The 14,940-nt window shown below is 41.7% G+C and carries 9 protein-coding genes; 7 read left to right on the forward strand and 2 right to left on the reverse strand.

The window, feature by feature from the left end; genetic code table 11:
* Window positions 1-121: 121 nt before the first annotated feature.
* Together RM347_RS26610 and RM347_RS26615 are read right to left on the reverse strand one after the other, a co-directional pair.
* Window positions 122-1,009: a response regulator transcription factor gene (locus tag RM347_RS26610; protein WP_322717099.1), complete on the reverse strand. Its 888-nt coding sequence runs from the start codon at window positions 1,007-1,009 to the stop codon at window positions 122-124.
* Between the two features lie 138 nt (window positions 1,010-1,147).
* Window positions 1,148-3,127: a scytonemin biosynthesis sensor histidine kinase gene (locus RM347_RS26615; protein ID WP_322717098.1), complete on the reverse strand. Its 1,980-nt coding sequence runs from the start codon at window positions 3,125-3,127 to the stop codon at window positions 1,148-1,150.
* Between the two features lie 1,823 nt (window positions 3,128-4,950).
* Between RM347_RS26615 and scyA the strand changes: the two genes are divergently transcribed.
* The 7 genes from scyA to RM347_RS26650 all read left to right on the forward strand — a co-directional run bounded on the left by scyA (window position 4,951) and on the right by RM347_RS26650 (window position 14,927).
* The gene (scyA, locus tag RM347_RS26620) at window positions 4,951-6,831 is read left to right on the forward strand and encodes a scytonemin biosynthesis protein ScyA (RefSeq protein ID WP_322717097.1); all 1,881 of its coding nucleotides are present in this window, start codon (window positions 4,951-4,953) and stop codon (window positions 6,829-6,831) included.
* 313 nt (window positions 6,832-7,144) lie between these two features.
* Window positions 7,145-8,203, forward strand: coding sequence for a tryptophan dehydrogenase ScyB (gene scyB / locus RM347_RS26625; protein ID WP_322717096.1), 1,059 nt, complete (start codon window positions 7,145-7,147; stop codon window positions 8,201-8,203).
* A gap of 25 nt (window positions 8,204-8,228) precedes the next feature.
* Complete coding sequence (scyC, locus tag RM347_RS26630; protein ID WP_322717095.1) at window positions 8,229-9,200, forward strand: scytonemin biosynthesis cyclase/decarboxylase ScyC; 972 nt, start codon at window positions 8,229-8,231, stop codon at window positions 9,198-9,200.
* A 30-nt stretch (window positions 9,201-9,230) separates the two neighbouring features.
* Window positions 9,231-10,511, forward strand: a complete 1,281-nt coding sequence (locus RM347_RS26635) for a ScyD/ScyE family protein (RefSeq protein ID WP_322717094.1) — start codon at window positions 9,231-9,233, stop codon at window positions 10,509-10,511.
* A 100-nt stretch (window positions 10,512-10,611) separates the two neighbouring features.
* The gene (locus tag RM347_RS26640) at window positions 10,612-11,988 is read left to right on the forward strand and encodes a ScyD/ScyE family protein (protein ID WP_322717093.1); all 1,377 of its coding nucleotides are present in this window, start codon (window positions 10,612-10,614) and stop codon (window positions 11,986-11,988) included.
* 174 nt (window positions 11,989-12,162) lie between these two features.
* A complete protein-coding gene (gene scyF / locus RM347_RS26645; protein WP_322717092.1) occupies window positions 12,163-13,332 on the forward strand; it encodes a scytonemin biosynthesis PEP-CTERM protein ScyF in 1,170 nt (389 codons plus the stop codon).
* 194 nt (window positions 13,333-13,526) lie between these two features.
* Window positions 13,527-14,927 (forward strand): glycosyltransferase family 4 protein, encoded by a 1,401-nt coding sequence (locus RM347_RS26650; protein ID WP_322717091.1) that lies wholly within the window; start codon window positions 13,527-13,529, stop codon window positions 14,925-14,927.
* The last annotated feature ends 13 nt before the right edge of the window (window positions 14,928-14,940 follow it).

Raw genomic sequence — 14,940 nt, forward strand, 5'->3', positions numbered from 1 at the left:
CAGGCAGGAGGCAGGAGGCAGAAGGAATACTACTTTTCTTGTTGATACACTACTCGCCATTCCCCATTCCCTACTCTCCATCTCAGTCGTAATCTAAATGAAAATTGCTGTAAATCTACTTTCACCAAAGTCTCACCTGTTTTTGCGATACAAGCTGATGTTCTTTGCGCCAAGCCTGGGGAGGTAAACCGTGATGTTGGCGAAACTGGCGGGAGAAATGAGACACATCCTGATAGCCCAATGCTTTCGCTATCTTCTCGACTGTCTGATTATTATTTTGGAGTAAAAAACGCGCTCCCGCCATCCGGCGTTTGACAATCCAGCAGTTTACAGTTTCTCCTGTCTGCCTTGCTACTCGGTTAGTTAAGTAAGCGGGTGAGTAACCAACAGCAAGAGCCACATCGCACAAAGTAATTCCTTGATGATAATGGGCTTCGATAAAGTCGAAAACTTCTTTTAATTGGGGAATGTAGGGAAAGATTGACTTAGAAGGAATGTTGGCTTCTCTATCAGGAGCTTCTCTATCAGAGGCTACGGCAATACCTTGAGCGATCGCTGTAGTATTATCTGTAAATACTGATTTTGGAGCTTTCTCAAACTTCATAGCGCACCAGTATTGGAGAGTAGCTTGCTTTTCCAAGCGAATAGCGATCGCTCTGAGCAATTCGTCTAGTGTAGAGGGTTTGGTAAGATAGTCGTCTGCTCCCAATTCCATAGCTTTGCGAACATCTGCTCTGGTACTACTGCCAGTCAGAAAAATGAAGGGAATAATTGCTGTAAGAGGATCTTGGCGTAGCGTAGTTAAAACGCTATAACCATCCATATCGGGCATCGTGATATCGCAAATCACTAAGTCGGGTATACGCTCTTGTGCTTGTTGGATACCAGCAAGACCATTATCAGCACCTATGGTATCAAAACCTTTAGCCTCAAGACCTTTTAAATAAAGATTGCGGGTAACGTTATCATCTTCAATGACGAGAATTTTATTTGGCGATTCGTACATCATTTTTTATTACCATAACTTTTTGTAGAAGTTGCTTACTAGACTCTTTGGTGAGTATGTAAATAGGCATGAGATTAATTACTTCGTTCTGAGAGTTTTGATTGTTAAGTTATTAATTAACAACTATCTTCATTTCAACACTTATAACTCGGAACTGCTAAACTCTGATTTGATTAATGGCAACATCACAGTAAACGTAGTGCCCACACCAAGTTGACTTTCTACAGAGACTTGACCGTGATGTAAATCTACAAGGGTTTTAAGAATCGATAGTCCTAGTCCAGTACCAGGTATATGATCAATATTACTACCACGGTAAAATGGCTCAAATATTCGTTGTTGATCTACTATTGAAATACCGATCCCCCTATCTTTGACCTGGAAAATTAATTTATCATTTTTGCAAGATAATTCTAAATTAATTGCACTTTTCGAGGGAGAATACTTAATTGCATTGTCAAGCAAATTCTTCAAAATAGGCTCTAACAATTTTTTATCTATGCAGACTGTAAGAGAGTTATCTTGACTTACAAAATTAATCGGAATTTGGCTAATACTCATCTGCATTTGTGCAACTAAATCATTACAAAACTGAACTAACTCAAGCGGTTTAGGTTCACAATTGATTTTTGCTGATTCTGCCTTAGAGAAGAACAAAATATCATCCAACATTTGGCTGAGTTGTTCGGTGGCTTTTTGAATGTGATCGAGTAATGGTTGGATTTTTTTCTGTGTACGTTTGTCTACTTCTTCCTTGAGTAAGCTATTAGAAAATGAAACAATATTCAGCGGAGTTCGGAATTGATGGCAAACCATAGACAGAAAACGCGCTCTAAGTTCGCTAAGTTGTTTTGCTTGTTCTAAAGCTTGATTAAGACCTAATTCTGCATATTTATAATCGGTAATATCGATCCCTGCAATCATTTCTACTGGTTTTCCACCAAAATCCAAAACTCCATCTAACATTACAACCGCGCAAGCTAGCCAGCGCTCCGTGCCGTTTTTTGTCAGAATATTCATCTCTTGGTATTCAAAGTTAGCTGCTTCATCCTGTTTTCGGATCTGCCTGGGTTTTTTGCTCTTAATTAGTCGGCGGAGATCAAAACCTGTTAGCAGTTCCTCTTTTGTATAGCCAGTGAGTTGCTCTACTGCTGGATTTATGTAGCAAAGCCGCGTGCCTTGAATCAGAAAAGTGCTGGCATCTGTCGTTTCTGCTAAAGTCCGAAATCTAGCTGCGTTCAGCCGTAATGCTTCTTCAGTCTGTTTCGATTCAGTAATGTCCCAAATACTCCACACTCTACCAATAATTTTGCCTTCGAGCCACTGAGGTTTAGAGTAGTGTGCAAAAACTCTCCCATCTTTCAACTCCAGAATATCGTAGCTCTCAAAATCAGATTGGCTAGACACTTCCCAAATCAGGCGACTAAAGGCTTGTGGATCTTTAAGTTGGTTCTCAAAAAAGGTTTTGCATCGAGGACATTTCTTAGATAGTATTAGGGACTCCGGGATCTGCCACATATCCACAAATTTCTGATTCAAGCTCAGAATATCTCCCTCAAAGTTAACTGCAACAATACCAATGGCAGTAGATTCGAGAGTAGAACGAAGTAAAGAAAGAGATGTTTCTAATTCTACTTCTTTTGCCTTGAGTTGAGAAAATTCCTGTTGCAAATTGTCTTTGGCATCCCTTAATTCATCAGTCCACTTTTGCACGCTCAATTCTACTATTTCATTGCTTATCTCACGAGCAAAGGCACAGCCAAATTCCATATCTTGTTGTTTTACATAGCTAATGAATATTTCTACCAGAAATATTCGACCTCCTTTTGTCCGATAGCGAGATTTAAAGGTAAGGGAACCTTGTAAGCTAATATCTGACCAATTGTGTAGAGAAAAATCTACGTCTATATCATGCAGCCTCATGGAAAGTAATTCCTCACGGGAATACTCAGTCATCAGGCAAGTGGCATCGTTGACATAAAGAAACTGCGCGTTTGCTCCTAAACAGAAGGCAGCATCTACAGCATGATTGATTAGGAAGTGAGCAAACTTCATCTCTACTTCTGGTTGTAGTGCCCATTGATTGTTTGATCTAGGTAATGTATAGTCTCCAGAATTCATATTCCTACTTCCTCCTGGTAATCAATCAGCACCATAGCCATTAATGAGCTAATAGTCATAACTAACTAAAATTTTTGGTGCACCGTTAGGCTGTTAAAAAATAAAATTAGTTAGTCATCAAAAAATCTTACTAACATTCTTAACAAAAGTTATCATACCAAGAAAAAATGAATTATTGAACCCAATTTTCCTAAAACGAGTAAATATTCAAATTTTATTTATTATTGACTTAGACAGCTTTTTATAGCAGCACAAAACTTAGACAAATCAAATTCAGATTGGTCAATATACTTTATTAGATTAGAGTCTCAAACTCTGAATCTATAAGTAGAAAAAATATTTTACATTTCAACTAGTCATGCACCAGAGCTAACTAATGGTTCACCAACCTAATATTGCTGGGTTTCGACTCGGAAAAGGTTAAAGGATAAAAAATTTATCCTTTAACCTTTTCCGATCAAGGACTTTGGCGAACTACTCATGTAAAGTCGTTTGATCTCAACATAAATGAATTTGCAGTGTTGGGCTTGGCTTAAATCAATAAATTTGACTCATCAATTTATTTTCTTAATTTATCTTAACTTAGTCACTCAGGGATCTAACTATAGAAGAAGATGCTTAGTCATCTGTCGTAAGGAATACATTAGTATTATAAAAACTACATTTTTCTAAGTATAAAACTATATAAATGTGCTTTAAATAACTAGTATTTTTGTTATTTACGTAGATTTTGCTAAAATATAGCTGAAAAACAATGAATCTTATCATGAAATTACATAGTTAGTATTTAGTCATCTCCCAAAGGAAAGAAAAAAAATTAAGAAAGTATGTCATTCTTGTTACAAATAATTGACTCAAAGAGTTTTTGCTGCCAGTATAAAGACCACCAAACTATTGTAGTTTGGCTCATCCTCTTTAATTCGGATAATTTGTGACGACGAGTTCAAGAGTCAATAATCAAAAATCAAGCTTTTTTCTGGACTGTTAACTCTTTCGGGATGACGCTGGGAGACTCGTAGTATTTATGCAAAAGAGATCCCCCAATCCGCTTAAAAAGTTGGCTCTTAAGGTTCCTGATGTTGTAGCAAGTGGCGTGGGTTAGGGTATCTAGGTTTCAGGTTTTTAATGCGTAAGCCCTAAAGCAAAAGAATTGACACCCATATCAAAATATTTTCTATTGTAAATTTGGTAATGTGCTGCTTCTGCGATGCCTACGGCGGGCTACGCCTACGCAAGATATAAACTTTTTAGAGTGACTAAGTTAGAAATGTCGCAATCACGATAAAAACGAAAGAATTGACACCCATATCAAAAGATTTTTCATTGCAAATTAGGTTTTTATCATAGTAACGATCGCAAGTTAAGAACCTTTAGAGGCGGTTTAGTAAGTAGAGCGGTGCAATTAAACTTAACTATATTAAGCTTTGTAAAATTTATAAGATGTGTTTGAATCCAGGTTAATTGCTAGTTTATACACCTCTGCATGATTTAGTTTTTCCCCGCCAACTTACTTAAGTACTGTAGTCATCACCATAGAAGCGAAAAATTTGTCACCTCCATCAAAAGATTTTTGATTGCACAACAGTCTTCCTCTCCTTTATTCTGGTTTCAAGAAGCACAGCCTCAACTGTTGTATGCTTTTGGTAAAAATTTTTTGGTACTGCGCTCACAAGCATCAACCAGCAGCGATCAACCATTTCTACTGTCGACCTAGCTTGGTCATAGCTGTAGTAAACAACAGAGTTGTTTGTATTAAATATTTCTAGAGCTGTGATTGTAAACTAAAAAGCCTTTGTCTAACTTGAATGTAATTACGTGAAACCATGAGTCAAAACTATACTGGTTCAAACTCTCCTCCAATCATCACTGAGCCATACAAAGAACTTCCAGCAAACAGCTACGTAGAATCTGTGTCTGACTCCCGTCAGCTTGATGAATCGGAGAAAAATGGGGGAATTCAGCCTTTTTTAAACGACCAAACAACCCCAACGCTCTCAGTTGCCGATGCGATCGCTCAGATGTTGGTAAATTTGGGAGTAAGCTACGCTTTTGGTGTCGCAGGTGGTGCAATGGCAAGCCTTTGGGGTGCGCTATCCAACAGCAGCATAGAGGTGTTGAACTTCCGCCATGAAGCAGGAGCAGCATTTGCAGCGACCGAAGCTTACTTTGCAAATAATCGACCTACTGTAGTTTTTACCACAGCAGGGCCGGGGATCACCAACGCCCTCACCGGATTGTTTGCGGCTCGTGGTGAAGGTGCAAAGGTGATTTTGCTGTCGGCTTGCACATCAGCACCGCAGCGTGGACGTTGGGCAATTCAAGAAACCAGCACTTATACATTGCCCAGTGGAGGAATTTTTACCCCAGGAGCACTATTCAACTATGCAATCACTATTGAATCTGCGGCTCAACTACCGCAGATTTTTCGTAAACTGGCTTTGGCTATGGCGCAACCAGGCGGATTTGTTGCCCATTTGAGTATTCCCACCAGTGTGCAGACAAGTTTCGTTGAGAATATAGCTTTACCCCAACTAGATATTTCTCCGTTTCCGATGACTGCTTCAAAAGAAGCGATCGCTAAATCTGTAGAGTTATTATCATCTGGCCCCTTTGCCATCTGGGTTGGTTTCGGTGCACGTGATGCAGCAGAGGAAATCATTGAACTCGCTGAAAAAACCGGAGCAGCCGTCATGTGCTCACCCCGTGGTAAAGGTATCTTCCCTGAAGATCATCCCCAGTTTGTGGGTGTCACAGGTTTAGGTGGTCATGCTTCTGTCTTAACTTATATGGAACAGCAACCTCCACTACGCACACTCGTATTAGGAACCCGCCTTGGTGAACCGACTTCTTTCTGGAGTTCGGCGCTAGTTCCAAAAGCAGGTTTTGTCCATGTAGATATTGATCCCGAAGTGCCAGGTGTGGCCTATCCACACGTTGAAACTTTCGCAGTTCGGTCTGATATCAAAGCTTTTGTACAAGAGTTGTTGCAGCAATTACCAGATGCTCTTGAGTCTACAATGCCGCTACCTCATCCAGAACACAAAGCAATTGAACCTGCACCAGAGGTAGATTATCCAGTGCGGCCAGAAGTCTTGATGGCAGCAATTCAAAAGATAATTGTTGAAGATAGCGATGCGATAGTAATGGCGGAGTGTGGTAACTCGTTTACTTGGTCAACTCACCTACTCCAATTTTCCGAAGCCAATCGTTACCGAGTCAGCACCGGAGTTGGCGCAATGGGTCACGCTGTCACAGGAGTGTTGGGTGCAGCACTAGCAAGCAATAGCAAGGCTGTAGGGATTGTCGGTGATGGAGCAATGCTGATGAATAACGAAATCAGCACAGCCGTGAAATACAAAATTCCCGCCATCTGGATTGTACTCAACGATGCGCGTTACAACATGTGCCATCAAGGGATGAAAATCTTGGGATTAAAGGGCGCAGATGCAACAATTCCACCCACAAACTTTGCCATGATTGCTCGTGGTATGGGAGCAGAAGCGATCGTAGTCGTCAGAGAGTCGGATATTGAAGCTGCATTAGAACAAGCGATCGCATCAACTGTTCCCTTTCTCATTGATGTAGTGATTGATGCCGATCGCCCAGCACCCTCTGGTGCACGTAATAAAAGTTTGGCTGCACAAGGAATTAAATCAAGTCCGGCTAAAAATTCAGCCAAGCAAGTTTCATTTCCAATGGTTTGATTTTAAAAGCTGGCAATCTCATTCAGTTTTTATAGACACTAAGACACTCCAATAAAGCGGAATTGACAACGCAGTTTGGATTAGTCCATTCAGCAAAAGATAAAGGATAAATTTAGAAGCAGCAAAAACTTTATTCCAGTCAAAAACTATACTCACATAGCTGGAATTTCAAATTTTTGATTTCTGAAATTTAAGTCTTTATGTTAGCTCCATCTAATCTTAATATTCGAGAGTAGTTTTGTGTCTATATATTTACATTTTGTAATGTTCATTACTTTCTCTAACCAATCCCAAACAATCTCAAGAGGTGAAGATGCTGCTATTTGAAACTGTTAGAGAAATGGGTCACGAACAAGTTCTCTTTTGTCATGGTAAAAATCCCGAAATTAAGGCAATTATTGCCATCCATGACACGAGCTTGGGCCCAGCAATGGGAGCGACAAGACTCTTTCCTTATGTCAATGAAGAAGCTGCTTTAAAAGATGCACTTCGTCTCAGTCGTGGCATGACTTATAAAGCTGCCTGTGCCAACATTCCGGCTGGTGGCGGCAAAGCAGTCATTATCGCTAATCCTGAAAATAAAACAGACGATCTATTGAGAGCTTATGGACGTTTTGTTGATAGCCTAAATGGACGTTTTATTACTGGACAAGATGTCAATATTACCCCTGGCGATGTCCGAACAATTAGTCAAGAAACTAAACATGTTGTTGGCGTATCAGAAAAATCTGGTGGGCCTGCTCCCATAACATCATTAGGAGTTTTTCTCGGAATTAAAGCCGCTGTAGAGTCTCGCTGGCAGAGCAAAAGACTTGATGGTATGAAAGTTGCAGTTCAAGGTCTAGGAAATGTAGGTAAAAATCTTTGTCGGCACTTACATGAGCATGATGTCAAGCTTTTTGTTAGCGATGTAGATCCAGCAAAAGCAGAAGAGATAAAACGGCTTTTTGGTGCAACTGTTGTAGAACCAGCCGAAATTTATGCTCTTGATGTAGATATTTTTGCTCCTTGCGCTTTAGGAGGAATTCTTAATAGCCATACAATTCCTTTCCTAAAAGCTTCAATTATTGCTGGTGCAGCTAATAATCAATTGGAAAATGAGCAACTACATAGCCAAATGCTTACCAAAAAAGGGATTCTTTACAGCCCTGATTATGTAATTAATGCTGGAGGGCTAATCAATGTTTATAACGAAATGATTGGCTATGACGAAGAAAAAGCTTTCAAGCAAGTGCATAACATTTATGACACCCTATTAGCAATTTTTGATATTGCAAAACAGCAGGGAATTACTACTAACGATGCTGCCAAACGATTAGCAGAAGATCGGATTCAGAGCGTTAAGCGAAAAACTAAAGCGATCGCAGCTTAATTATTATTATCTTCAGGAGTGAGAAGTGGAAAAAAATACCTTTGCAACATCAGCTTATATTGCTACTTCACCAGAGAGCGCTTTTAACTACCTTTGTAGTTTAAAGAACTTAGACGAATGGACACTTTATAGCCGGATGAAAGAGCAAATTGACGAAGATACCTGGCTCGGAAGTGCATCTGGTTATCACAAAAATCTTTATTACCACGTTAAGAAACTAGAAAATCCGCTGTTTTATGGCATTGAGTGGCACTGTGGATTAGAGTATCAGAAATATTTTCAGGTTTACCCTGTTTTGTTATTTCCCACCGACTACATCGAGCCGGGGACAGATGAAAAAGGTGTGTACTTTCATTGGTTGAGTTTTGTCGATCCGAAACGGCAGACTCAGATGATTATGCAAGGAATTCACACAGTACACACTTCTGAATGTCGTTCTCTCAAAGGTAATTTGGAACGCAAGGCTGGTCTGACCGCAGCAGCCAAAGGACGCCACTTTATCGATACTGACACCATTTATGTTGATGCCCCAATTGAAATCGGTATTGAATATTTAAAGGACTTACGAAATATAGATGAGTGGGCACATTTATTGCGACCAAATGGTGATATTACTTCTGAATCAGGTGAATTTAAAGATGAATATGACCAGAAGGTAAAAGTTTCTGTACGGGTTCATAGTCTGAGTAAATACTACTTGCTTGAACAGGAACACTTTTATCCAGACTACGAATATTATCAGCGCTCTGTAGCGCTACTTATCCCAACCGCTTATGCTTTCGCTGATCCAGAAGCCTCTGGCTTCATCCTGCATCGAATCACATTCTGGAAAACAGATGGAACTGTTAGCCACGGCAAACTTCAAATTGAAGACTTTGGCGCTGAGAGTATGAACATCAAACGCTTACTCGAAGCTAAAGCTGGCAATCTCAAATCATTTGATCGGGGAATGAGCTATCTACCAAAAACTCCAGAGCCACTAGCGGCTAGTAACTAGTTAAGGGGCCAAGAAGCAACATTGCAACACATGAAACTCAAACAACTTACTATTACTTTCCTCACTTTTTGTGTTGCCGCTTTTTCGGGAATGAAAGTTGCGTCAGCTGCATCATTTTCGGTAATCGCCGACGGTTTATATAATGCCAGTGGTCTGAGCTTTGACCCTGATGGGAATCTCTATGTTACAGAGGCGGGAATCGGGGGAAGTGGGGCTTGTGTTCCACCAGCAAGTGGTCAAGGCGATTCTTTATGCTATGGCACAAGTGGTGCAGTTACCAAAATAGAGAATGGCAAGACTAAGCGGATACTTACAGGACTTCCTTCTTTAGCATTACCAGATGGAACTGGAGCCGGTGGGCCTCGTGATATCCAATTTGATGCTAAAGGTAAACCTTATGTTCTGATTGGGTATGGGGCTAATCCAGCCTTTCGCGATCGCAATTTGGGTAACACTGACCTCGGTAAAATTATTGCTCCCGATTTTAATACCAATTCCTGGACGAGTGTTGCTGATATAGCTAACTATGAACTCGCCAACAATCCCGATGGTGGTGATATCGGTAGCAATCCCTTGGCTTTTGTAATAGATGGCAATAAGTTCGTTGCAGTTGATGCAGGCGCAAATGACTTACTCAGTGTTAATGCTGATGGCAGTAATTTGCAGGCGATAGTTGCGTTTCCCCAAGACATATTGACTAATCCAGTCTTTCCACCTTCTGGTACACCATCCAATGAACCGGCGCAAGTACCATCTCAAGGTGAAGAGGTGCGATCGCAGTTTGCAACTCAACCAGTACCTTCAAGTGTGGCAAAAGGGCCTGATGGTGCTTATTACGTCAGCCAATTTACTGGTTTTCCGTTTCCTGAAGGTGGTGCAAAAATCTATCGAGTTGGTGCTGATGGTTTGGCAACAATCTTTGCCGATGGTTTTACCCAACTCACAGACTTAGAATTTGATACCGCGGGCAATTTATATGCTTTGCAGTACGCCAATCAGTCAGCCTGGAAGGGTAATTTTGATGGTTCTGTAATCAAAATAGCTACCGATGGCACACGCACAACTCTTCTGAGTGGGAATGGATTAGAGTCACCTAGCGCTCTGACTATTGGTTCTGATGGTGCAGTATACGTCACAAACCGCGGCGATCGCTCAGGAGTTGGACAAGTTCTCAGAATTGAAAATACCAAGTCTGTTCCTGAACCTGATTCTGCTTTAGGCATATTAGCGATCGGTGTCTTAGGCGTTGCTTGGTTGCACAAGAAGAGAGTTACCCAACCACTCATAGATAGAGTTGTATCGCTCAGGTAAAGAGTTTCAAACCAATATCAGTGCCTCTCAACCAGGGCATTGTCTTTAAAACCATAAAAGTTTCCACAAACAAATTATTTAACTCTCAATCTCCAAAGGTATGAAACTCAAGTCATTTGCTCTTACATCTCTTACATTTTGTTTTGCTGCTATTTGTGGAACACCATCTGCACAAGCTGCAACACTAACGACTATTGTCGATGGAATCAGTAATGCACGGGGTGTTAGCTTTGGCCCTGACGGCAGTCTCTACGTAGCAGAGCCAGGTATCGGAGGAAATGGAAATTGCCAACCATCTCCGAGTACGCTGTTTCAACCTATCTGTGCTGGTAATAGTGGTTCACTGGTCAAAGTTGCACCAGACGGCACCAAACAGCGTATACTTAAAAACTTTCAGTCTTTAGCAGAACAACCCAGTGGCAACCAAGGTGCTGGTATTCAAGACATACAATTTGATTCTCTAGGGAATGCTTATCTTCTGACTGGATTTGCTGGTTATCCAGGAAACCGCGATTTAGAAACACTTAACCTTGGTTCTAAATTCCCTATCCCACCAAAGCAACTTGCTACTTTCCCGCCATCAACACCCGATAAAGTTTTGAATACACCGCTTTTAGCACAACTGTACAAAGTTGACTTGAATACGGGATCTCTCAACAGTATTTTTGACTTTGCCAAGTATGAAATCACCAAAAATCCAGACAGTGGCGATATAGTTACCAATCCCTATGACCTGACTGTTAGTGGCGATAGTGCTTATGTCGTTGACGGGGGTGGGAACACTGCTTACAAAATTAAACTTGATGGAAGTGAGTCAGAGGCGATCGCAATTCCTAAGAACATCATTAGTAAGTCAGATTTGCCACCAGGATTACAAGTCCCTCCTGGACTATTAGATGAGCTTCCAGGAGGAAAAATCGCAATTCAAGCAGTACCCACAGGTGGCACAATTGGCCCCGATGGAGCTTTATACGTTGGTGAATATACGGGTTTTCCTTATCCAGATGGTAAATCGCGGATCTTCCGCATTGGCGAAGATCAAAAACCAGAAGTTTTTCTAGATGGCTTTACGCACATCACAGACCTAACCTTTGATGAAAATGGCAATTTGCTAGTCTTACAGTTTAGCGACACCTCCCAGTTAGGGGGTGACATCACAAATCTACCTGGTTCTCTCATCCAAGTTGCTTCTGACGGTACTCGCACAACACTCGTTGCAGCAGGTGAAGGGCTAGATTCAGCTGATGGAATTGATATTGGCCCTGACGGCAAGATTTATATTACCAATCGCGGAGTCGGTCCACAACTAGGGGAGGTTGTTCGAGTGGATGGTATCGTTACAGAAAAAATCCCCGAACCTGGTTCAGTAGTCGGCTTGTTAGCACTTGCTGGTGTAGGCGCAACTGCTGCTTACGGCAAGCGCAAACGCCAAGAAAAGTTGGGTGAAGAGTTGCTAGCCAAAGCAGAGACTGTCTAATTCCTCTTGACCTGGCTCTGTCAGGGAATGTTTACAGAATAGGCTGCTGCCTCACACAGAAAGTTGCATTTCAAACAAGAGGCAGCAGCCCAAATTTCAGGGTTCCCAAACTGGGACTGGGAACGAAATTAGTCTAGGAACGAGTATAACTCATACAACCAGGACTTAAAATTCATGGGATTAGTCAAAAATTTATCAATCGGCATTCTCGGTGCCGGATTCACGGTGTTGGCAACAACTGCCCAAGCCAAGGCTGTAACGTTAACCTACGACAGAAGTATCGGCAGTCCTGGCTTTGGCCCTGGGCAGCTCTTTGTTCCCCAAGGCATAACAGTGGATGGCTCCGGGAATACTCTAATAAGTAATGGTCGCGGTCTTAACCCAGACGGCACTTTTAACCCAAATATCGGTAATAAGGTTGAAGTATTCGACCCTAAAGGTAATTATATTGGAGCGATCGGTGAGGGCGGTAAAGGGCCTGGACAATTTGACGAACCATCGGCTCTAGAAATCGATCCGCAGACTGGGAATCTCTATGTAGGTGATGTTTTCAACAACCGCGTTAATGTCTTTGATCCCCAGGGTAAGTTTATTAACTCATTTGGTGAGTTTGGCGGTCTAATACCAGGTAGAGCTTTCTTTGGCCCATCTGGTGTCACATTTGACAAAGCAGGCAATGTGTATATCGGTGATTTTAGCGGCGATAAAATCAATAAATATACTAAGAGCGGCGAACTAATTGGTAGCATTGGCACTTCTGGCACTCAACCTGGACAGTTTCAAGGGCCAGCAGGTTTAAGAATTTCCCCGGTTAGCGGCAATTTTTATGTTAGTGACCAGTTTAACAACCGTGTCCAAGTACTCGATCCTGAAGGTAATTCTCTGTTCACATTTGGCAAACAAGGCAGTGGAGATGGGGAGTTTAATCAGCCCATCGGCTTAGAAGTAGATGAGTTTGAGAATATTTATGTGGCTGATTCTATCAACAGTCGCGTTCAAGTATTCGATAAAAACGGTAACTTCCTGACGGCATTTGGTAAACCTGCGGCAGCACCACCTCCTCAACTAGGTGAGCCACCCTTTGGCAGTCCACTCGACCTGACACCAGGCACATTTAACTGGACGGGTGGCACAAGCTATAAAGATGGCAAGCTTTATGTAGGCGATTTCTTCCAAGGTCGCGTCCAAGTGTTAAACGTAGAGGGCAGAAAGCAAGTGCCTGAACCTAGTTCAGCATTGGGTTTAGCATTGCTAGGACTTGGGGCTGCTACCGTCACATTGCGGAAACGTGGGCAACAAAAGCCAGTCTTCAGTTTAGAGAAGGAACTGCAAAAACAGTGCTGAATTCTAATGCTTGAGTAACAGTTTCGTAGGGTGCGTTATGCCCTTGGCTAACGCACCATCTTAATAATTTCGGTGCCGTACTCTCGACGGTAACACACCCTACTGGCTCCCCTACGAAATTTTCAGAACAAGGGAGATCAAAATTGCACAACAAAGCCAACATTATCAAGGTGCTTTCAGGACATTAATAGCTCATGCACATTCTGATTTATTCATACAATTATTATCCAGAGCCAATTGGTATTGCACCTTTGATGACTGAACTAGCAGAAGGGCTGGTAAAGCGAGGGCACCAAGTGCGGGTAATCACAGGTATGCCTAACTACCCTCAGCGTCAGATTTACGATCGCTATCGGGGTAAGTTATATGTTACTGAACAAAAAAATGGTGTCACCATTCAACGTAGTTACCTGCGGATTAAGTCTAAACCTAACCTTGTGGACAGGCTACTGCTAGAGTTGAGCTTTGTTTTTACGAGTTTGCCACAAGCTCTCAAGGGCGAACGACCTGATGTAATTCTCTTAACAGTGCCGCCGCTACTAGTTTGTTTACCTGCAACCTTAATAGCTTGGCTATATAACTGCCCAGTAGTGCTGAATGTGCAAGATATCCTCCCGGAAGCTGCTGTGCGTGTTGGGCTGATTAAAAATAAGTTGATGATTCAAGCTCTGGAAACTTTAGAGAAATTTGCCTACCGAACTGCACATACCATTAGCGTAATTGCTGATGGCTTTGTAGATAATTTAATAAATAAAGGTGTACCGGCTAATAAAATTGCCTGCATTCCAAATTGGGTGAATCTAAATTTTATCCGCCCTTTACCGCAGGAGAAAAATTCCTGGAGAGCTACCCATCTACTCGATGGTAAATTTGTAGTGCTTTATTCAGGTAATATTGCTCTGACGCAAGGTTTGGAGACAGTAATAGAAGCAGCAGCTCGGTTGCGTCATATTAATGATATTGTCTTTGCGATCGCAGGCGAATCCCAAGCTCTGGAAAGGTTGCAAAAACATTGTCTTGCTTGTGGAGCAGATAACGTTTTGCTGCTACCGTTGCAACCGCGAGAAAAACTACCGCAAATGTTAGCAGCCGCAGATGTCGGGTTGATTGTCCAAAAGAGCAATGTGATTTCCTTCAATATGCCTTCTAAAATACCACTGCTGTTAGCCAGTGGTCGCCCAATTGTTGGTTCAGTTCCCGCCACTGGGACTGCTGCTAAAGCTATCAAAGAAAGTGGCGGCGGTATTATTGTTGAGCCAGAGTCCGCAGATGCTTTAGCAAGTGCGGTATTAGATTTATATAATCAGCCGGAATTAGCAGCGCAATTAGGCCGCAAAGGAAGAAAGTTTGCGGTAGAAAACTATTCCTTTGAGCAAGCGCTAGATCGATATGAAGAACTATTTTCTAATATTCTTGCCAAAGAAGCAACAACTTTGGATATATTGCCCGAATTAAGTTCTAAGGAATCACTTGTTGATAAAGAGTTTTTGGTACATACCTCATCCCTTGTGGGCGAAAAAACCAATCATATCGGGCTAATTAAAACCAAGCCCCGTGTGCGCGTAGTCTCTCAAGGACTAATGACAAATGACTAATGACAAATGACAA

Source organism: Nostoc sp. ChiQUE02, from assembly GCF_034531305.2.
Taxonomy (GTDB): Bacteria; Cyanobacteriota; Cyanobacteriia; order Cyanobacteriales; family Nostocaceae; genus Nostoc.